The organism is Ligilactobacillus faecis (genome assembly GCF_029889745.1).
GTDB lineage: Bacteria > Bacillota > Bacilli > Lactobacillales > Lactobacillaceae > Ligilactobacillus > Ligilactobacillus faecis.
The window spans coordinates 1,376,602-1,396,448 of record NZ_CP123639.1 but is presented as its reverse complement, the minus strand read 5'-3'; the positions used below and the strand labels follow the sequence as shown (position 1 = coordinate 1,396,448).

The window sequence follows — 19,847 nt, the reverse complement described above, 5'->3', positions numbered from 1 at the left end:
AAAATCTCTCTGAGATCAGCTGGAAAAACAGCTCTCAGAGAGACTTTATTACCTTTGACTTGCTTTTTTAGCAGCTAAATATTTAGCTTTTTTGTCCTCCCAATACTCTTTTTCTTTAGCACCAAGCTTTTTGATGACTTTGGCAGGATTACCGACTGCAATACTATCAGCTGGGATATCTTTTGTCACGACAGAGCCACTACCGATAACTGTATTTTTTCCGATCGTTACGCCAGGTAAAACGACTACGTTTCCGCCTAACCAAACATTATCTTCGATCACGATCGGAAGGCCAAATTCTAACTGGTCGATATTGCGCACATCACTATCAAGCGGATGACCGGCAGTGTATAGGCCAACTCGCGGTCCTAACATAACATTGTCACCGATCGTGATCCGATTGACATCTAAAAAAATGCAATCCATATTAGCATAAAAATGCTCTCCAACACTAACATGGCGTCCATAATCAACGTAAACTGGTGGCGTTACAAAGAGATCTTGCCCGGTTTTACCAAACATTTCTTTAGTCAAAGCAATGATCTTTTGGCGGTCTTCGATCGGTGTTTGATTGATCTTTTGTGCGATCTTTTTACCATGCACCGATTTATTTTCAGGAGCGATCCCAGCCGCTAAATATAACTCTCCAGCTAACATCTGTTGGTATTCAAAATCCATAACTACCATCCTTTCGACTGTTTTTTTCCAATTATATCATCATCTTTTATTTTTAATGAAGCCGTCAACCACCACTGACTAAAGTCAATGGCTTGTGAGCCGAAAATCCTCGTGAGTTTCAGACCACAATTTGCGTAGATAGGGACAACTTGCTTGACCAACCAAAGTTGCAATCAAGTAGCGGTCGTCTAATTACCAACGCCTTTTATGTCCCCAGGTTGCCATAGGGACAGATAAGTCAGGATAATTTAGCAATTCCCTTATCCAGAATATTTTTAGCTGCATTCCAATCACGAATATGATGAATACCACAGTTCGGACACGTCCATTTTCGATCAGCTAACGTTAGTTTGTTCGTGCCATTAGTACCCATCACAAAGCCACAATTGTGACATGTTTGTGTAGTATTTCTTGGGCTGATTGTGATAAATTGTCGACCATATAGATCTGCTTTATAAGCCAACATGCCGAGAAATGTTCGCCAGCCAACGTCAGAAATACTAAGCGCTAAAGCATGATTCTTGAGCATATTCTTACTACGCAACTCCTCAGCTACTACTAAATCGTGGTTCTTGATTAGTGCAGTAGAGATTTGTTGGAGAAAATTATGTCTTTGGTTCATTACTTTGACATGGAGTTTAGCAACTAACAAGCGTTGCTTTTGGTAATTTTTACTATTCTGTAAAGAGCGATGTTCTTTCTTGGCACGGCGTTGTCGTCTAGATAGAATACGCTGTTCTTTAGCTAATTTGCCTTTAATAGTACGATAATATCGTGGGTTAGGAACTGTGTTACCGTCACTATCGGTTAAGAAATTATCAGTATTAAGATCAATTCCAATATGTCCGTGATTAGCTTTGGACACTTTAACAAAAGATTCATCTGAAGCTAGTTGCATTGATAGAAAGAAGTGATCCGCTGGATCTTTAGTCAATGTCACAGTACCAATTCTAGTCTCACACATTCTCCTCAAGAGACGTGCTTGGGAACCGGCAACACGTAACAATCCTATTTTAGGTACTTTGATATGGCTATTATCTAGAAAACATACTGTACCGTTAGTTAGCAACGCAGTCTTTTGCCCTGGGTATTGACAATTGGTTTGATAACGCCAGCGATAACTCTTTCGATGAAATTTAGGAACACCAGCAGTGTGAATCTTCCGAAAAGCATTCCAAGCTTTTCGGTAGTTCTGAATGGCATTAGCTTTCGCCAAACTGTCAATTCGTTTATCTTCTAAAAATTGATAGTGATTAGACATTTGTTTAGCGTTTTGACGCATAGTTAGTTGCTTAATACGCTCCTGGACTGTGTCAATCGGTAACTTAACTCTGCGAAGTTGCATCAGTTCCTTACCGATCGCAACCATTTCGTTATAGATAAAGCGACTAGCGTCACTGTTAATTTTAATCAACTGCTTTTGTTGGTCACTAGGGTAGCAACGCATTTTCAGGCCATAATGATATTGCATTTTCGCCATTGACTTCATTTGATTCCACCTCCTTAATTGATATAATGATATTGTATCATATGTCAATGATAATAAATATAGGGGTAAATAAAATGAGTAAAGATAAAATCAAAGACGCAGTATATACCAGACGATATATCTATAACTTCCATTTCCATCTAATTTGGGTTACTAAATATCGTCATAAAACTTTTACTACTGATGAGTTATCAAACGAAATGAAGGATATCCTATGGCAAGTAGCCGAGGATAACGAAATCGTAATCGAGAAAATGGAAGTTATGCCTGACCATGTTCATGTCTTAATTAGCTTTCCGCCTAGCAAGGCACCGACTAGCGCCATCAAAGCGCTCAAAGGCAGAAGTGCCTTTATTTTCTTACGTCGACACCCGGAAATTCGGCAGTCCCGATACTGGGGTGGTCATTTATGGTCGCCTAGTTACTACATGAGCACATTAGGTAATATGAGTAAAGAAGTAGTTGAGAAATATATAAACGATCAAAAATACAATGAGATGAAAAAAGCCCCTTACGGAGCTTGACAGGGCCTATCCATCCCATGACTGAAGTCACGGGATTTCCGGCTGAATCTCATTAAAGATCTTATGGTCTCATTTGTAGCATTGTCGCTTTATTATTTAGAAAATTTGGATCTGTGTGTTGCTTTAGCCGTCTGCCGAATTTTATTTACCGCTACAAAAACTTTCCCCGCACGCTAGTTAAAAGCCTCACCGTTATCTTGAGAGCGCTCAAAGTTTTGATAAAGTCGTGATCGCAGTCAATGCCTAAAAAATAAGAAAGGCCTTATGCTCTATGATATGATTCCCCTAGAGTGGACACGGAAATAATAAAGATTCTGTGATCACTGATATGATTCCCCTAGAGTGGACACGGAAATAATAAAGATTCTGTGATCACTCTAGGGGGATTTTTTATGTCTAGAAGAACTACTAAACATACACTTGAAGAAAGATACCAGGCAGTCTCCGAGTATCTTAGTGGACAATATAGTAAGTACTTTATCTGCCGGAAATATACCATTTCTAAAAATACATTTGATAATTGGATCAGAAAATACAAAGCTGGCGGTTTAGATGGCTTAAAAGAGTCTAGAACCTGGAAAGAATATTCAGTTGAATTAAAAACAACTGCGGTTCTAGAATATTTAGAAAATGGACGTTCACCAAAGAAAATTTGTGATAAATACAATATTTCGAGTGTTTCGGTTTTACGTAAATGGATCAACTTGTATACTAATGGAAAAGGCTTTAAAGCTACCATTGGAGGTCGTAATAGAATGAAACATGGACGTAAAACTACTTTTAAGGAACGGCTCGAAATAGTTCAGTATACACTTGCTAATAATAAGAATTATCACAAAGCGATCGATAAATATAATGTTTCTTATTCCCAAGTCTATAATTGGGTCAAAAAGTTTGAAGTAGATGGCGAAAAGGCATTATACGATAATCGTGGTAAAACAGTTAAAGATCGTGATTATAAGACTCTTTCTGAAACTGAGCGTCTCAAGCTTGAGATCCTACGTTTGAAAGAACGTAATAAATATCTAGAAGCAGAAAATATCGTTTTAAAAAAATTGGACGAACTCGAAAGGAGGAGATAAGCTTTATACCTAAAAATCTGCGTTTTAAAGCTATTCAGGAAGTTCTTAAAGAGTTTCCACAAATTGAACTCTGGATCCTTTGTGCGATCTTAAATGTATCGCGCTCAGGGTATTATCGTTATTTAACTGCTCCAAAATCACAATGTACTTTGGAAAATGAATGGTTAAGTGAGATCATAAAAAAAGAATTTCATGCTTTAAATGGAATTTACGGTTCTAGAAGAATGACTCTTCTTATCAATCGAAAGTATCAAAAACAATATAACTTCAAACGTATTCGTCGCCTAATGAGAGTCCTTGGTTTATATTCAGTGATCCGACGCAAACGCCGAGGTTGTACTCATTCAGAACATTTAAACTACGAAGAAAATACTTTAGGTCGTGATTTTTCCGCTACTGAACCTAATCAAAAGTGGGTGACTGATGTCACTTATTTAGAGTATGGCTTAGGACAAAAAGCTTATTTAAGTGCGATCAAGGATCTATACGATGGATCCATCATAAGTTTTGAAATTAGTAAAAGAAATGATAATCGGCTTGTCATGAAGACTTTGGAAAAAGCATTCACGCATTTAAATGGAGCTGATCTACTTCTTCACAGTGACCGTGGATTTCAATATACTTCAAGAGAATATCTCCGGTTGACCTCAAGGCATGGTGTTACAAGAAGTATGTCTCGAGTGGGAAAATGTATCGATAATGCACCAATGGAAAGTTTTTGGAGTCATTTCAAGACAGAATGTTATTATTGGCTAAAATGTGAAACATATGGAGAACTTGTAGAAATGATCGAAAACTATATCAAGTTCTACAATACCCAACGTTACCAAATAAAACTAAACAGCCTGACTCCAGAAGAATACCGGAATCAGGCTGCCTAGAATTTTAATTATTTAGTTGTTCACTTGACGGGTCTCAGATCACTAAGCACAAAGTCTTTCTTATTTAGTATGTGATCTAGTTTGATCTTTATTTTCTGATATATTTCGATTATGTATGTCGATCAGACCAACACTGACTTTGAGTGCATAGTCGACCGACCTCATCGTAGAATCATCTAGCTTCGTTATCTTGTCTTGTAGTCTCTGTTTATCTAATGTACGCAATTGTTCTAATAATACAACTGAATCTTTTTCCAAACCTTTTTTTCCCTTAGGAGCTGCTTTCAAAGCAACATGTGTCACCATTTTTGGTTTAGAGATCTTAGAAGTGATCGCCGCTACGATCACGGTTGGACTAAATTTATTTCCGATATTGTTTTGGATCACAAGAACAGGCCTCATGCCACCTTGTTCAGAACCTACGACAGGCGATAAGTCAGCATAGAAAATGTCACCTCTTTTAACCAGTTCTTTTCCCATGATTTGCTATATAAAATATGGAATTATGTAGAACTTTACCCCTTATCCTACATAATTAGAAAGAATTATATATTTCCTTTCTTGATTTATTGACGATCATCTACACAAGTAGGCCTATATCCTGATCAAGATAACGCTTTGATCTTAGTCAACTTTAGCCAAAACTTTAAAATGATCTTTTCTGACTTATAATTTAGCTAAAGTCGACTTTTACTCTAAATAGTTCTAAAAAACGATCAAAACTTAACTTAGCATCTATTTTGGATATAGACATACTTTAGTGTTCTTATATTTTTGTACTTACTATCCACTCCATATTTATTCTTTCTATGGATAAAAAACTACGAGATCTCACTACTGCATTGTTGAAATAATTGCCTTTCTTCGATCTTGTGCTAAGAGCCATACTCTGTATCACATTCACATTTTCCAAAAATACCACAAAGCTCTTGATTTAAGCATCCCATCTGGTCGTAGCCTATGATCAAGTCTTCCAAAGCTTGATGATATTTTTCAATACGTGCTGCGTATTCTGGATGATCTTTGATCTCATTGATATCGATCGCATAAAATTCGCAAAATTCCTCAATGTTTTGATATTGCAACACGGCCTTTGCTCTTCTCCAATCATCTTCCACCATGATCTTATCCTCCGTGATCAATAATTATCACGGAAATCTTACCACAAAAATCTTTAAATGTATACTAATTTTGATAGTAACGCGGTACACGTTCTGACAGACCGCATAAGATCTCATATGTGATCGTGTCTGCATACGTAGCTGCATTTTGCAGTGATTGTGGAGCGTCCTTTTCACTGCTCAATAAAGTCACCTTAGTCTTGAGTGGAAATTCATGTGGTAATTTGACCATAAATTGATCCATACACACTCGACCAACGATCTCACAAAGTTCGCCACCAACTAAAACGTGATAACCTTGCATTCTCCGTAACCATCCGTCAGCATAGCCCACTGGTACTGTGCCAAGCCATTCATGTTCTTTAGCTGTATACGTCTTACCGTAGCCAACACCATCTCCTGGCGCTAATCGTTTAACTGCGACTAATTCGCTTTCAAAACTTAAAGCCGGCTGAAATTCATTAGGCAAAACTAGCTCTGTTCCTGAAGGGTTAAGACCATACATCGTGATCCCAAAACGTACGACATTGCCACCACAATCTTTATGCCAAACAGCAGCAGCAGAATTAGCAACATGAACGTAGCGGGGGCGTTTCTCAACAACTTCCATCAGCTCTTCAAAACGAGCTAATTGCTGTTCATAATAGGTCGTATCTTTAGCGTCAGCTGTTGAAAAATGCGTAAAGATCCCTTCAAACTCAAATTGCTTCGTGTGCTCTTGTAAAAAATTGAGTGCTTCTAGCAAGCTCGCTTGATCACGAAAACCGATCCGCCCCATCCCCGTATCTAGGGCTAAGTGGACACGTAATTTTTGACCACTTTGTTTTAAAAGAGGATACACTTGCTGTAAATATTCAAGATCTCCAACTGCCGTCGAAAGCTCATATTCTGCTAAGTAAGGAGCATCCTCGCTTGGAGTCACACCTAAGACTAAGATCGTTTCAGTTAGACCTGCTTCTCTTAGCGCCACACCTTCATCGATCACAGCAACACAAAAACCAGTAGCACCAGCTTGTTTAGCTGCTTTGGCAACAGGCACGAGACCGTGGCCATAAGCATTGGCTTTTACAACGGCAAATAATTCTTGATTTTTTTCCATGCGAGTCAATTCATATTTGATATTTTGTCTGATCACATCAAGATCAACTTTGATATAGGCTTTACGATGTAGACCTACAACCATTTTTTCATCTTCTCTCATACTTGATTAGCGCGTTTCCAAGACGACTACTGTAGCGACAAACTCTTTTGTATGTGAGATCGAGACGTAAGCTGAGCAGTCATCTTGTAAAGGATGCTTAGTAAAGTAGGGACGCCCTAGATCGTCATTTAAGATCTCGAGCTCTTGAAAACTCACTGCTTTCCCGATCCCAGTTCCAAGAGCTTTACTGTAGGCTTCTTTGGCTGAAAAGCGTCCTGTCAAATATTCACCTTGACGTTTTTTAGAAAGTTTTTCATATGCTACTACTTCAGCCGGTGTTAACAGCTTGGAGACTGTTTTAGGTTGTTGTTGTTGCAAAACGACAAGTCGCCTGATCTCTTCGATGTCATTTCCGATCCCTTTGATCACGATCTTTCCCCCTCTTAGTTTTCAGGGCTGTTCCATTCACTACTAATTTATCATACTTGCTAAAAACTAGATAATCAAGTCAGGCTAAAGATCTTCCAAAACAACATACGTCATATCTAACGGGCCATGGACTCCCACGATCAAAACCATCTCGATATCACCTGAGTTTGATGGACCTGTAATAAAATTGATGTTAGAAGTTTTTAACGTTCCTTGCTGCAAGGCCTGTTCATAACGATCGATCGCATGCCGCATTCTAGGCAAGATCGTACTCTTTTTGACTAGCGCAACATAATGCGTTGGTAAGAAATGAAAACTACGGCCTTGTTCTTTTGTGCTTGCAGCCGTGATCGTTCCTGACTCAGCTAAAAGATAATCAGCAAAGCCAAGGGCCACATCACTTTTATTAGCATTTTCAAGGTTTTCTCGCCCTAGCGCTTCTTTCCAAGTATACACTTTTTCAAGAGCTAAATGTTCTTTCCAAGTACTCAAGCCGTATTCGGCCCACTTGTTAGCTTTAAAAGACGGCAGTAACAATGACTTTGCTTTCTTTTGTATTAAATATTCATCCAACAATCCACCAAGCGTCACAGTTGTTGCCCTTTTAAACTCAACATGGATCTTTTCACTATTTACTTGCGCTAATTCAAGCAATTCTTCTGGTGTTTTATCCGCTAAAGTCGTCTCGGGCAGATCATTTAGTGGTAAAAACGGATCAGCTGTTAAAGTGTGACGGGGCCGATCTGCCTTCTTAGCTAACCGCTCTAAAAATTTTTCTCGATTTTGAGCATCATTATCTTTGAGCACGCGCACCATCTTTTCCACCTCGCTTTTGTTTTCTTTTATGTTGTGCATACCAATGTCTAAAGTTTTCCTGGGCTTTTGGTGGCTCTGCGAGATCACGGACGTCGACCCAACCATGTAGTAATTTTGGAAAAACTCTAGGGACCGAAGCAACTTTTCCTTCTGGATAAAGGTTTTCAACACTGTTTTCTTTTTGATCTGAAAAAGGCTTTAAAGCTGTATGTTCGCCTAAAAGAGCACCCTTGAACAAAATCGAAGAACGTGTTCCTAGGCCTACTGTTTTTAAGAGCGTATTTGTGAAACTGTGGTCCAAATGTAGGCGATCCATTTCAACTTTGCGGTGTTCTAAAATAAGCTCATGTAGCGGGATCTTGACTGGACAAGTTTCGGTACATGCTCCACACAAACTGCATGCATATGGTAATTCCCCAAATTCTTCATAGCCTCCAAGGATCGGAGATAAAACTTCTCCCATTGGACCAGGATAGATCGACCCATAACCTTTCCCGCCTAAGTGTCGGTAGACTGGACAAACATTTAAACAGGCCCCACAACGGATGCATTGTAAGATCGGCTCAAAAGCAGTGTTCAATGCATCTGAACGCCCATTATCTAAGATCACAACGTACAGATCTTCTGGTCCATCTACTTCAGAAGCCAGCTTCTTTGTACTGAAAGTACAGTAACTAGTCAACTTTTGTCCGACTGCACTGCGACACAGTAAATTATCTAAAACTTCAGCTTCTTTTAAACTTGGTACGATGCGTTCCATCCCCATCACAACGATCTGCGTTTGCGGTAGAGCCATCGTCAGATCTGCATTACCTTCATTAGTGACTAAATTTATCATCCCATTTTCGGCTATAGCAAAGTTACATCCTGTGATCCCTAGATCAGCTTGCATAAAGTATTTGCGTAAATACCCACGAACAAATCGTGCCATCTCTTCGGGATCATTTGAACCTGTATAACCTAACTTTTGAAAAACTTTCTGGATCTGATCTCGATTTTTATGCAAAGTTGGAAAAACGATATGTGTTGGTTCATCCCAGTTATCTTCTTGCAAAATAAATTCGGCTAGATCTGTTTCCATCAAAGAGACCCCTGGAAGTTGCAAAAGTTCTTGATCTAGATCGATCTCAGTCGTGACCATCGATTTTGATTTTACGATCTTTTTAGCCTGTTTTTTGGTAACGATCTGTTTGATATAGGCTGTTGCTTCATCTGCATCTTGGGCAAAATAGACATGCCCCCCATTTTTTTCAACATTTAAACTAAACTCTTCTAAATAATCAGGTAAATGTCTGATCACATGTTTTCGGATCTGTTCACCTAGCGCGCGCCATTCATTCCAGTGTCCCAGTTCTTCTCTTGCAGCCGTTCGCTTATCGAACTGGGCATCTTGAGCTTTGGCAACAGCAGCCTGCATAAATTTATCTTGCTTGGCTTGTTTTACCCTTGTTTCAAACGGCAGTTGACTTGTCTTTAAGCCCATCTAAAACACCCCGCTTCCGCTGGCTGGTACGATCTGATGATCAGTATCTTTGATATATTTGATCCGCTTTAGATCGACATTCTGGTTCAAGACTTCAGCAATATGCATGATCTTGATCTTTTCCCCACGACGATTCATTCGCCCACCGATGTTCATCAAACATGCTTGATCCGCTCCGATCAAGATCTGCGCTTTAGTTTCGATGATATTATCAACTTTATCATCGACCATTGCTTCTGAGATCTCAGGTTCTTTAGCTGAAAAAGTCCCGCCAAAACCACAGCATAATTGAACATTATGTAAAGGGATCATCTCAAGATCTTTAACATGGTCTAATAAAACAAAAGGAGCCGTCCGTTCACCTAATAGCCTTGTCATATGACACGAACGGTGAAATGTTGCTGTCGCTTTAAGTTGTGCACCACAATCTAAAATACCCAAAACGCGGTAGATAAATTGTGTAAATTCATACGTCTTATCAGCTAAACGAGCTGCTTTGTCAGCATATTTTGGATCATCTTGTAAGATCTTCTTGTACTCTTTTAACATGGCAACACAAGAACCAGAAGGCCCAACAATATAATCAGCATCAACGCTCAAAAGTGCATCGATCTCGTTATAAAACGTCTGAAGCGTTTCTTTACTGTAACCGCTATTATAAGTTGGTTGACCACAACAGACTTGCCCGGTAGGCAAGACCGTCTCACAGCCAAAGCGTTCTAAAACTTCGACCATCGCTTGTCCAACATTAGGAAATAACAGGTCAACGATACAAGTTGAAAAAAGGCAAACTTTCATCACAATAGTGCACTAAAATGCACCGTCACCTCCTTTGCAGGAAATCTTAAAAATTAACTAAAAAACTCTAAACATTACTCTCCATAATTTAATTATACTCCACTTTACTTATATTACTGCCACATTTTGCCTTTTGCTCTAACAAAAAAGAACGTAGCTCACCACTACGTTCTTTCAGAACGTAGACAAACTCTATTCAAATCGGATAGAGTTTATTTTTTTATGTATTTTTATAACTATATACTTTGAAATATACGAATATAACAGGGTTTTTCCCCAGTATTTTTACCAATTTTTTTAGATTTAGGCACGCAAATATCAACCCAACTTTAGCTAGAATTTTATCAATTCCTACTTCTCGGGCGTATCTCAAGTTGTGATATTCTTTTGCCGAACCAAAATTTCTTTCGATCGTCTCCTTTCGCGCTTCATACTTTAATTTTGAGCCAGTTTGATGCCTGATATCCTCACATTTTTCCATACTATCTTGCCAAACATGACGAGCGATAACTCTTTGATGATTTTTACTTTGTGTACATTTGTGCAGTAAAGGACATTTTTCACAGATTGTAGGATCACTTTTATATTCACGATAACCACTTCGATTAGTTGTGGAGTACATTAAGATTTGATCGCCAGGACATAAATAACAATCATAATATTCATCATAAACAAAATCTTTGGGTCTAAGCGTACCAACTTTGCCCCTTGGGCGTTTATAAGGAAGAATGGGAATTATGCCTTGAGATAGTAAAAAGTGTGCGATCGTGGGTGTTTTATAGCCAGAATCAGCGATAATATATTGTGGGTCGTACTTCCGTACTTTTTCAAATATTTCAGGAAAAAGTTGCGTATCATGGATATTTCCCGCACCGACCACATAAGCTAAGAGCCACCCATTTTTATCACAGGCAGCTTGAACGTTATAGGCAAAAACCTGTTTGTGTTCACCCTTATGAAACCATCCACTATCAGGATCAGTTTTAGATATTTTTACTTGTCTAGTTTTTTTTTAGGTTTTTCTTCTTTTAAGGGTTTCTTTTGATGTTTAGCTCTATCTACATTTATTTCTTTTTCGAGATCTTCACTCATAAATTTTGACTTAGTTTCAATAACTTCAGTAGTATATTTACGGCTGTTAGCAGCAGCTTTCAAATGAGTTCCATCAATAAAGATATCAGTTGTGTCGATAAGATCATTTTCTAAACAGAGTTTCAAAATATGAGCAAAAATAGCTTCTATTACATGGCTTTCAGCAAATCTTCTTTTATAATTTTTACCGTAGGTAGAGAAATGAGGAACAGGATCATTTAAACCTAGTCCTAGAAACCATCGATAAGCGACATTAACTTGAATTTCTTTGATCGTTTGACGCATAGAACGAATACCAAATAGATTTTGGATCAAAGGAATCTTTATGAGTAGTACAGGGTCAAGACTAGGACGACCATTATTTTTACAATAGGAATCTTCGACAAGATCATAAATAAAAGAGAAATCAATAATTTGATCAATTTTACGGAGTAAATGATCTTTTGGGACCAAATCATCTAGAGAAGTACGAGCATATTCACAGCGTTTGAGATTGGGATCACTTTTGTGAAGCATAATGAGCACCTCCGTAACCGTTTTCTTTAATTATACAAAAAAAGTCACCAGAGCACATACTCTGATGACTTAGTCTACATTCTGAAAGAACGTAGCTCACCACTACGTTCTTTTTTTTAATGATATAGATCAAACCGCCCTTTAGCTAGGAGCTCTTTGACTCCTCCGATCTCATATAAAGATTTATTCATGATCATCTTTTTAACAAATGAAGCAGGATACCCTTTGATCTCCGTCTTACCTACGACTCCAAAACCGTGCGTATTTCCGACTGAAGCAACAGTCCCTTTGCTATGATACGTGAATGGTCGTGCTAAATGGTGTCCAGTGTTGATACGTTCCGCAAGGTCTTTAGCGGCATAATTAGCCATTTGCGTAGCGATCTGAGCTGTCGTTGGATAAGGTCGCTCAGTTGTTTCATCCATTACAGCTGCAACATCTCCTAGAAGATAAAGTTCATCATCATCTGGATCAGTCAAATGTTTTGTGACAACAACGCGTCCTCGGCGTTCCTTTAGATTAGAAGCATTGACGACTGGACTTCCTGAGACCCCAGTTGTCCAAATGATCGTGGCTGCATTTAAACTTTCATTTTGACCATCTTTTTCATAAATGACTTTTTCAGGGGCAACTTCCATGATCTTTGCACCGCAAAGTAAGGTCACATCTAAACTTTCAACGAGTTTGACCCCGTAAGTTGCTAATTTTTCACTAAACATCGGCAGTAACCGCGTCGCTGCTTCGATAACTGTGATCTTGACTTCTTTAGGCGCGACCCCTGCTTCTTTAGCATAAGTTGCTCGACCTTCGGCTAAGGCACCTGCTAATTCGATACCTGTAAAACCAGCTCCACAAACGATAAGCTGAAGATATTTCTTATCTTTTGTCTTTTTATATTTTCGCATTGCTTCCATGATATGATCGTAGATCGCAAGAGACTGTTTGATATTAGTCATCTCAAGGGCATTTTCTTTAGCGCCTTTGATCCCAAAAGTCTCTGAAACAAAACCTAACGCTAAAACACAATAATCATAGGCTAATGCAGCTCGATCGCGTAATTCAACTTGCTTTTTAGCTTGATCGACCTTAACGACTTCAGCTTGAACAAAAGTCGTAACAGCTGGATCTAACACATCTGCAAGCGGATAGGTGATCTTTAGAGCAGGTTGAGTCCCAGAAGCTACTTCGTGTAACTCTGTTGCTTCATAATGGTAATCATTTTTATCGACTAAAGTGATCTGCGCTTTACCTCGTACTAACTTTTGAAGTCGATGAACAGTTTGGAGTCCAGCATAACCAGCTCCTAAAACAACGATTTTTTTCATAATAGATCTCCTCTCAATATATTGATCAAATGATGATACCTAAAAAATAACAAATGACTTGTAAACTTGACCCAACAGCTAAAGTCTTGACAGCCGTGATAAAAGTCTCACTTTTGACTTGCTTAGCTTGTAAAAGTCGATTTTGACGATAAAAAAAAGGTAAAGCCAATAAAACAAGTAATACAGTGTACGGAGCTAGACCTAAAAAAGGGGCTAATGCTAGAAAAACAAGTGCTAAAATATCTTTGAGCGTATAGAGCCTTAATGCTCGTTCTTTTCCTAAATAGTGAACTAGCGTATAGCGCTTATTTTTCTCATCTTCGGCTAGATCACAAAGGTTATTGGCTAGCATTAAGTTAGAGATCCATAACACATTTGGTAAAGCTAACAAAAAGAGCTTGCTAAGTTCACTTAGCTCCCACGAAAAGATCTGATAGGTGTTAACATAAACACTGATCAAGGTGATCATAAATCCCATCGTAAAGCCAGAAAAAACTTCCCCTAAGGGTAAACTTGAAAGTGGACGCGGACCAGCCGAATACAAGATCCCCACACTAAAACAAAAGACTCCCAGCCATAATAAAGGCCAACCTGTTTGAAAAACTAAATAGATCCCAAGTCCTCCAGCGATCACCGCCATTGTGCTAAGCAATGCTAACACAAGCTTGGGCGAAAGCTGCTCTCGCCCAATGATATTGGTCTTTTGGCGATAGACTTTTGTATCTAAAGCATGGTGATAATCGTTATAGTTATCCCACGCATCAACAGCCATATTGAATAAAAATATCGCAATAAATAAGCAAAGCGATAAACGCCATTGAAAAGCATGATAATAATAATAACTAAAACCTACACCGAGTAAGAAAGGTAAGATACTAGCTGTTTTGGCTTTGATCTCAACTAACTCTAAAAAAACTTTGAGTGACATTCAAATTACCTCGCTTTGTACTGGTTTAGCTTTCACAGTATAGTGTACAATAAAACCAGATAAATATGTCGAAGGGAACTTTAAATAATGAAAGCAAATTTTTGGCACCAATATCCACTAGTCAAAGACGATCTTGTCAAAGTCAACCAACTGATCCGTCAAAAGATCGTCGTTAAAGACCCCAAACTTGAAGCAGCACTATTAGAAATGACTAATAATGGCGGTAAATATCTTCGTCCCGCTTTATTACTTCTCTTTTCAAAGAGCGCTCAGGCTCGTCCAGCCGATGAGCGTCTTTTAAAGCTTGCTGCTTCGATCGAAGTTTTGCACACTGCTACTTTGCTTCACGACGATGTGATCGATGATTCACCTAAACGTCGCGGTCAAGTCAGTATTCAGAGTGCTTTTGGCAAAGATATCGCTGTATATGCTGGTGATCTCTTATTTACTGTTTTCTTCGATTTGATCGCTGAAGTGCTTTACGATTCACCTTACTTACAGATCAACGCCCGCGTTATGCGTCAGATCTTAAATGGTGAGATCCAGCAAATGAACGCTCGCTTTGATACTGAGCAAACTTTCCTATCATATTTACGTAACATCAATGGAAAAACAGCCGCGATCTTTAGTTTAGCTTGTGCTGAAGGAGCTTTTTTTGGTCAAGCCGATCCGTCTGAAGTCAAATTAGCTAAACAGATCGGGCAAAACATCGGGCTTAGTTTCCAAATGTTAGATGATATTTTAGATTATTCTGATGCTAAAAGACTCAATAAACCAGTCATGGAAGATCTTGCAACTGGAGTCTATTCTTTGCCACTCTTAGTCCTTTTACCTAAACATCAAGCAACTTTTGCTCCTTATCTTGAAAAAAAACAGACGCTAACTTTACAAGAAATGGAACAAGTCAAACAACTTGTTGTTGAGCTAGGTGGCATAGCACAAGCAACTACTTTAGCCCAAAAATTCACGCAAAAAGCTTTACAGCAAGTCGAGCTACTTGCACCTTCACCTAAAAAAGAGTTACTCAAAAAATTGATCACTCGTTTACTCAAACGAACTTATTAACGTCCTTCATCAGCACGTTTCAATTTTTGAAAGCGTTCATTTTTGATCAATTCTTCCGGTGTTCCCTGCATCTCGATCTGACCATCTTCAATAAAAATGATCTGATCCATCGCTTCGATCCCTTGTAAGTGGTGCGTGATCCAGAGAAGTGTTTTATCTTGCAAAACATCTAGAAAAGTTGTGATCAAAGCCTGTTCTGTGATCGGATCAAGCCCTACTGTTGGTTCATCTAAAATGATCACTGGTGCATCTTTTAATAAGATCCGCGCTAAGGCTAATCGATGTCTCTCGCCACCAGAAAAACGCAGTCCTGCCTCATCGACTAATGTTTCAAGTCCTTGGGGCAGTTTTTTGATCAGCTTTTCTAAGCCGACACGCTGTAAAACTTCCCAGATCTCAGCATCACTTGCTGTTTCATTACCTAAACGAATATTATTAGCGATCGTTGTATTAAAAAGATATGGTGTTTGCTGGATCACGCCGATATAACGCGCGATCTCATCGCCAAAGGCTTTGACTGGTACTTGATTCAACTTGATCTTCCCACTAGTCGGCTCTAGATCTCCTCGGATCAAACTAGCCAAAGTACTCTTGCCAGAGCCACTTCTCCCTAAAAGCGCGATCTTTTCACCAGGCATCAACGTCAGATCGATCCCAGATAAAACAGGAACTTTTCCACCAGGATAAATATATGTCATATCTTTGATCTTTAGAGTATATGGTGCTATGATCTCAGGTGCTTTTTGGGGTATCTCTGGGGTAGGTAAAGCATTTAACCGTTTGATCGAATCTAAATAAATATTTGTTTCTTGCGCTGCATTTGGTAGTTGGATAAAAGCATCAGCTAAGGGAAAAACACATAAAACAAAAGCAGCGATATAATTGATCTGATCACTGCCACTTTTTCCAAAAGCCCAACTTGCCCAAACTAAAACACTTAAAATGATCACTAAAAAGACAAGCTGCCCTAATAAATCACGAATGCGCTCAAAACTGCGCATCTTGGCTTGCGTTTTCAAGAGTTCTGCTTCATTTTCTTGGTGTCGCTTCAAATAGTCAGCTGTTCGTTTAGAAAAGATCCAATCAAAAACACCCATGACATTATCAGTCAGATCTAGATACAAGTCATTTTTGACTTGTTTTTCATATTCTTGCCGAGCACCATTGACGATGACCGACCACAAAGGAAGCGCCAAGATCAATAGGCCATATAAAATAAGCATCCATAATGCAAAAGGCCACGCAATGATCCCAAGCGAAATAATAATAAAAACATAGAGACCACAGACCGTAAAAAACGGAAAAAGTGTCCGCAAGTATAGATTTTGAATATGTGCGACGTCTTCAGATAATAAGCCTAAAATATCGCCTAAACGATATTTATTACTAAAAAATACAGCATCTCTTTCTAAAGCATCATACATTTTTTTGCGAAACTCAGAAGTCATCTTAAAGACCCAGTTATGACTAGTGAGCCGTTCTAGATAATGTAATACGGGGCGACAGATCCCAAAGGCACGCGTCAAAACGATCGGAACGTAAACTAATAAAATATTCTCTGGTGGTGTTGCTGATTTAGTGATCAAATAGCCACTTGTAAACATCAACCCACCTGCACAAATAAACGTCAGGATCCCTAAAAAGATCGCCAAATAAAGTGTTTTCCGATAGTGCTTTAAAAAAGGTCTGACCCACTGATCAGTTTTTAAAGCTTGCAAAAATGGTAGTTTATTGAACATGCTTTGACTCACCTCGCATTTCTGCTAGTAGCTTACAAAAGTATCCTTTTTTATTCAACAGTTCAGTATATGTTCCTTGTTCGACCAATTTTCCTTCATCCATAACTAAGATCAGATCCATCTCTTTCATCCAATGCAAACGATGCGTTGCAAAAAATACTAAACGATCTTGCATCAGTGGTAACATCTTTTCTTTTAACTCCAATTCAGTCTCGATATCTAGATGTGCCGTCGGTTCATCAAAAAGCATCACTTTGCGCTTTGGATCTAGCAAAGCACGTGCTAAAGCGATCCGCTGCGCTTGCCCTCCAGATAAGGCCCGTTTCCCACTACCGATCTTTGTCTCCAAGCCAGCTGGTAACTCTTTAACTAAGCGTTCTAAGCCGACGATCTTGATCGCCTTATAAAGAGCTTCATCAGAAACTTCTGGAGTATAAAAAGCAAGATTATTCCGGAGCGTATCTGAAAAAACATATGGTGTTTGCGGAATGTAGAGCACTTGATCTTTCCAAGTGTCTATATCTAAATTTGAAACTTCATGTCCTTGGACTTCAAAATGACCTGCACTTGGACTCGTAAAACCACTCAAGAGATTGATCAAAGTCGATTTGCCTGAGCCACTCATCCCAATGATCCCGACTTTTTTAGTACCTGTTACTGTAAAAGATAGCTCCTCTAAAGCTGTCTGTTCTGCATACGCAAAACTTACTCTGTTAACTTCAAAAGTCGAAGTCCTTTGCCAAGGAACAAGTTTGATATCAAATGGGGTCCTTGTTTTTTCAGCAATGATCTTAGTGATCGCATGAAAAGCATTTTTACCATTCAAAGTTGCATGGTAATCATTTGCAAAATTTCTGATCGGTAAAAAATATTCTGGAGCTAAGATCAAGATCGACAAAGCGTAGAAGAGACTGATCTGTTGATCGATCAAGCGCAAACCCAAAAAGACAGCTAACACTGCGATCGAGAGCGTCGTGAAAAAATCAAGCGCAAAAGTCGACAGCATTGCAACTTTTAAAGTCTGCATCGTTGTCTTGCGAAAAGTCTCACTTGAGCGATAAACACTTTTCGAATACCGTTTACTCAAGCCAAAATATTTCAAAGTATCGATCCCCCGCAATGAATCGATAAAATGGTTCGACAAACGCTGAAATGTCACAAATTGGCGATCAGCTTTTGCTTTAGCCGCATATCCTAAGATGATCATGAATAAAACGATCAAAGGATAAACTAACAACATAATGAGACCTGAAGTTAGGTCCATATAAAAGGCGACCACTAAGATCAAAAGTGGGATCAGTGCCATTTGCGTCAGCTTACTTAAAACTAACTTTAAATAACTTTCAACTTGGAAGATCCCATCAAGCGTCAAAGTGATCAAATTTCCTGTTCCTTGTTCTTGAACAAGATCAGGTCCAAGTACAAAAATTTTCTTTAATAATTTTTGACGCATTTTTTGCGCAGTTTTACGTGCATAATCATCTAAGAGCTTACTATCAAGATAGATCGTGATTTGACGCAAAATAAAACACAGGCTAAAACCTAAGATCAAACTCAACTGGCTTTTCAAAGAATGTCCCAGCCAAAGTTGAGTTAGCGCCAAACTCAAACATAAAGCTTGACCAATGATAAGTAAAGCTTGCAGAAAAGTGATCCCTGCAAGCTTTACCATGATCTGTTTTATCCCTGCTAACTTAAACAGCAGTTTATCGACCATTATTTGACCTCCGCGGTTTGGATCACTGGCAAAGCGATCCGTTTTCTAAAGATCCAGTATGCCCAGATCGTATAGGCCAAAATAAATGGAAGTAAACAAACTGTTGCGATCGTCATAACGGTCAATGTATATGAAGTCGAAGAGCTATTTTGGATCAAGAGATCAAATTTAGAACTGATACTTGAGATCATTACTCGTGGAAACATCCCGATAAAGATCATCGCAACTAAGGCGACCATCGTTAAGCCACTAGAAATAAAAGCTAGCATCTCATTGCCTTTAAAAGTTGCCACATGTCCTAAAATAGCAAAAAATACGATCGCTAAAACAGTTACACTCGTCCCAAGTGGATGAACTGCAAAGAAATCTGTGTTAAAGAACAATAACAACGCGAACACAACAAGTCCAGCATATAAGATCCAATATAGAAATTCGGCATAATTACGTGCTCGTTCGCGGATCGCACCAACCGTTTTTAACGCAATATAATTGAGTCCATGTAAGTATGTCAATAGAACTAAGGCTACTCCACCAACAAGCGAGAGCCAGTTGAAATAATCAAAGAAACTAGCATGCATGTTCCCTTGAGCATCGATCGGCATGCCTTGGATCATTGAAACAAACATCACGCCCAAGAAAAAAGGAACGAGTAAACTTCCAAGGGCTAAAGTCGTGCTCCAAAGATGTTGCTTTTTAGGATCATCGGCAGCCCGAAATTCAAACGAGACCCCACGAATGATCAATCCAACCAAGATCACAAGTAAGATCAAATAGTACCCACTAAAAAGAGTAGCATACCAGTATGGAAAAGAAGCAAACATCGCGCCCCCGGCTGTGATCAACCAAACTTCATTTCCATCCCAAACCGGGCCGATCGTCTCGATGATCTGTGTCCGTTCTTCTTCATTATGCGCTAACGAGCGAGTCGCCATGCCAACTCCAAAATCAAAACCATCTAAAAAGAAGAAACCTGCAAATAAAACACCGATCAATACAAACCATAAGATCTGTAGAAAACTCATC

16 protein-coding genes and 2 pseudogenes are annotated in these 19,847 nt (G+C 38.9%); 3 read left to right on the top strand and 15 right to left on the bottom strand.

Features of this window, described 5'->3' with window-relative positions; genetic code table 11:
• Window positions 1-48: 48 nt before the first annotated feature.
• Together QFX10_RS06420 and QFX10_RS06415 are read right to left on the bottom strand one after the other, a co-directional pair.
• Window positions 49-678, bottom strand: coding sequence for a sugar O-acetyltransferase (locus QFX10_RS06420; protein ID WP_437178584.1), 630 nt, complete (start codon window positions 676-678; stop codon window positions 49-51).
• Between the two features lie 238 nt (window positions 679-916).
• Window positions 917-2,167 carry an RNA-guided endonuclease InsQ/TnpB family protein gene (locus tag QFX10_RS06415; RefSeq protein ID WP_280605441.1) on the bottom strand — a complete coding sequence of 417 codons (1,251 nt, stop codon included), beginning with the start codon at window positions 2,165-2,167 and terminating at the stop codon, window positions 917-919.
• 74 nt (window positions 2,168-2,241) lie between these two features.
• On the opposite strand from QFX10_RS06415, the gene tnpA reads away from it, so the two are divergent.
• Both tnpA and QFX10_RS06405 read left to right on the top strand, forming a co-directional pair.
• The gene (gene tnpA / locus QFX10_RS06410; protein ID WP_280605440.1) at window positions 2,242-2,691 is read left to right on the top strand and encodes an IS200/IS605 family transposase; all 450 of its coding nucleotides are present in this window, start codon (window positions 2,242-2,244) and stop codon (window positions 2,689-2,691) included.
• Window positions 2,692-3,083: 392 nt separating this feature from the next.
• Window positions 3,084-4,654 (top strand): annotated as a pseudogene (locus QFX10_RS06405) (IS3 family transposase).
• 60 nt (window positions 4,655-4,714) lie between these two features.
• Here QFX10_RS06405 and QFX10_RS06400 read toward each other — a convergent pair.
• The 10 genes and pseudogenes from QFX10_RS06400 to QFX10_RS06355 form a co-directional block, all read right to left on the bottom strand.
• Complete coding sequence (locus QFX10_RS06400; RefSeq protein ID WP_280605439.1) at window positions 4,715-5,134, bottom strand: type II toxin-antitoxin system PemK/MazF family toxin; 420 nt, start codon at window positions 5,132-5,134, stop codon at window positions 4,715-4,717.
• Between the two features lie 395 nt (window positions 5,135-5,529).
• A complete protein-coding gene (locus tag QFX10_RS06395; protein ID WP_280605438.1) occupies window positions 5,530-5,775 on the bottom strand; it encodes a hypothetical protein in 246 nt (81 codons plus the stop codon).
• 64 nt (window positions 5,776-5,839) lie between these two features.
• The gene (alr, locus tag QFX10_RS06390; RefSeq protein WP_280605437.1) at window positions 5,840-6,958 is read right to left on the bottom strand and encodes an alanine racemase; all 1,119 of its coding nucleotides are present in this window, start codon (window positions 6,956-6,958) and stop codon (window positions 5,840-5,842) included.
• Between the two features lie 24 nt (window positions 6,959-6,982).
• Window positions 6,983-7,345 carry a holo-ACP synthase gene (acpS, locus tag QFX10_RS06385; RefSeq protein ID WP_280605436.1) on the bottom strand — a complete coding sequence of 121 codons (363 nt, stop codon included), beginning with the start codon at window positions 7,343-7,345 and terminating at the stop codon, window positions 6,983-6,985.
• A gap of 84 nt (window positions 7,346-7,429) precedes the next feature.
• The gene (locus QFX10_RS06380) at window positions 7,430-8,161 is read right to left on the bottom strand and encodes a LutC/YkgG family protein (RefSeq protein WP_280605435.1); all 732 of its coding nucleotides are present in this window, start codon (window positions 8,159-8,161) and stop codon (window positions 7,430-7,432) included.
• The gene (locus QFX10_RS06375; RefSeq protein WP_280605434.1) at window positions 8,139-9,644 is read right to left on the bottom strand and encodes a LutB/LldF family L-lactate oxidation iron-sulfur protein; all 1,506 of its coding nucleotides are present in this window, start codon (window positions 9,642-9,644) and stop codon (window positions 8,139-8,141) included. The genes QFX10_RS06380 and QFX10_RS06375 overlap by 23 nt, the downstream gene beginning before the upstream one ends.
• Window positions 9,645-10,442: a (Fe-S)-binding protein gene (locus tag QFX10_RS06370; protein ID WP_280605433.1), complete on the bottom strand. Its 798-nt coding sequence runs from the start codon at window positions 10,440-10,442 to the stop codon at window positions 9,645-9,647.
• A 164-nt stretch (window positions 10,443-10,606) separates the two neighbouring features.
• Window positions 10,607-12,050, bottom strand: a pseudogene (locus QFX10_RS06365) (IS1182 family transposase).
• A gap of 116 nt (window positions 12,051-12,166) precedes the next feature.
• Window positions 12,167-13,375, bottom strand: coding sequence for an NAD(P)/FAD-dependent oxidoreductase (locus QFX10_RS06360; protein WP_280605432.1), 1,209 nt, complete (start codon window positions 13,373-13,375; stop codon window positions 12,167-12,169).
• Between the two features lie 25 nt (window positions 13,376-13,400).
• A complete protein-coding gene (locus tag QFX10_RS06355; protein ID WP_280605431.1) occupies window positions 13,401-14,303 on the bottom strand; it encodes a prenyltransferase in 903 nt (300 codons plus the stop codon).
• Between the two features lie 87 nt (window positions 14,304-14,390).
• On the opposite strand from QFX10_RS06355, the gene QFX10_RS06350 reads away from it, so the two are divergent.
• Window positions 14,391-15,368, top strand: coding sequence for a polyprenyl synthetase family protein (locus tag QFX10_RS06350; protein WP_280605430.1), 978 nt, complete (start codon window positions 14,391-14,393; stop codon window positions 15,366-15,368).
• Here QFX10_RS06350 and cydC read toward each other — a convergent pair.
• Genes cydC through cydB form a run of 3 tightly spaced genes read right to left on the bottom strand, consistent with a single transcriptional unit; the run spans window position 15,365 to window position 19,846 of the window.
• The gene (gene cydC, locus QFX10_RS06345) at window positions 15,365-17,107 is read right to left on the bottom strand and encodes a thiol reductant ABC exporter subunit CydC (RefSeq protein ID WP_280605429.1); all 1,743 of its coding nucleotides are present in this window, start codon (window positions 17,105-17,107) and stop codon (window positions 15,365-15,367) included. The two genes, QFX10_RS06350 and cydC, sit on opposite strands and share 4 nt — an antisense overlap.
• Window positions 17,097-18,824, bottom strand: coding sequence for a thiol reductant ABC exporter subunit CydD (gene cydD / locus QFX10_RS06340; RefSeq protein ID WP_280605428.1), 1,728 nt, complete (start codon window positions 18,822-18,824; stop codon window positions 17,097-17,099). Before cydD ends, cydC begins: the two co-directional genes overlap by 11 nt.
• Window positions 18,824-19,846 carry a cytochrome d ubiquinol oxidase subunit II gene (cydB, locus tag QFX10_RS06335; RefSeq protein ID WP_280605427.1) on the bottom strand — a complete coding sequence of 341 codons (1,023 nt, stop codon included), beginning with the start codon at window positions 19,844-19,846 and terminating at the stop codon, window positions 18,824-18,826. Before cydB ends, cydD begins: the two co-directional genes overlap by 1 nt.
• Window position 19,847: the final 1 nt, after the last annotated feature.

Excerpts from the sequence above, each read along its gene's own strand:
- QFX10_RS06355 (WP_280605431.1), bottom strand. The coding sequence starts at position 14,303 with ATGTCACTCAAAGTTTTTTTAGAGTTAGTTGAGATCAAAGCCAAAACA.
- QFX10_RS06420 (WP_437178584.1), bottom strand. The coding sequence starts at position 678 with ATGGATTTTGAATACCAACAGATGTTAGCTGGAGAGTTATATTTAGCG.
- cydD (WP_280605428.1), bottom strand. The coding sequence starts at position 18,824 with ATGGTCGATAAACTGCTGTTTAAGTTAGCAGGGATAAAACAGATCATG.
- cydC (WP_280605429.1), bottom strand. The coding sequence starts at position 17,107 with ATGTTCAATAAACTACCATTTTTGCAAGCTTTAAAAACTGATCAGTGG.
- QFX10_RS06380 (WP_280605435.1), bottom strand. The coding sequence starts at position 8,161 with ATGGTGCGCGTGCTCAAAGATAATGATGCTCAAAATCGAGAAAAATTT.
- alr (WP_280605437.1), bottom strand. The coding sequence starts at position 6,958 with ATGGTTGTAGGTCTACATCGTAAAGCCTATATCAAAGTTGATCTTGAT.
- QFX10_RS06370 (WP_280605433.1), bottom strand. The coding sequence starts at position 10,442 with ATGAAAGTTTGCCTTTTTTCAACTTGTATCGTTGACCTGTTATTTCCT.
- QFX10_RS06395 (WP_280605438.1), bottom strand. The coding sequence starts at position 5,775 with ATGGTGGAAGATGATTGGAGAAGAGCAAAGGCCGTGTTGCAATATCAA.
- QFX10_RS06350 (WP_280605430.1), top strand. The coding sequence starts at position 14,391 with ATGAAAGCAAATTTTTGGCACCAATATCCACTAGTCAAAGACGATCTT.
- QFX10_RS06415 (WP_280605441.1), bottom strand. The coding sequence starts at position 2,167 with ATGAAGTCAATGGCGAAAATGCAATATCATTATGGCCTGAAAATGCGT.
- QFX10_RS06400 (WP_280605439.1), bottom strand. The coding sequence starts at position 5,134 with ATGGGAAAAGAACTGGTTAAAAGAGGTGACATTTTCTATGCTGACTTA.
- cydB (WP_280605427.1), bottom strand. The coding sequence starts at position 19,846 with ATGAGTTTTCTACAGATCTTATGGTTTGTATTGATCGGTGTTTTATTT.
- QFX10_RS06375 (WP_280605434.1), bottom strand. The coding sequence starts at position 9,644 with ATGGGCTTAAAGACAAGTCAACTGCCGTTTGAAACAAGGGTAAAACAA.
- QFX10_RS06360 (WP_280605432.1), bottom strand. The coding sequence starts at position 13,375 with ATGAAAAAAATCGTTGTTTTAGGAGCTGGTTATGCTGGACTCCAAACT.
- tnpA (WP_280605440.1), top strand. The coding sequence starts at position 2,242 with ATGAGTAAAGATAAAATCAAAGACGCAGTATATACCAGACGATATATC.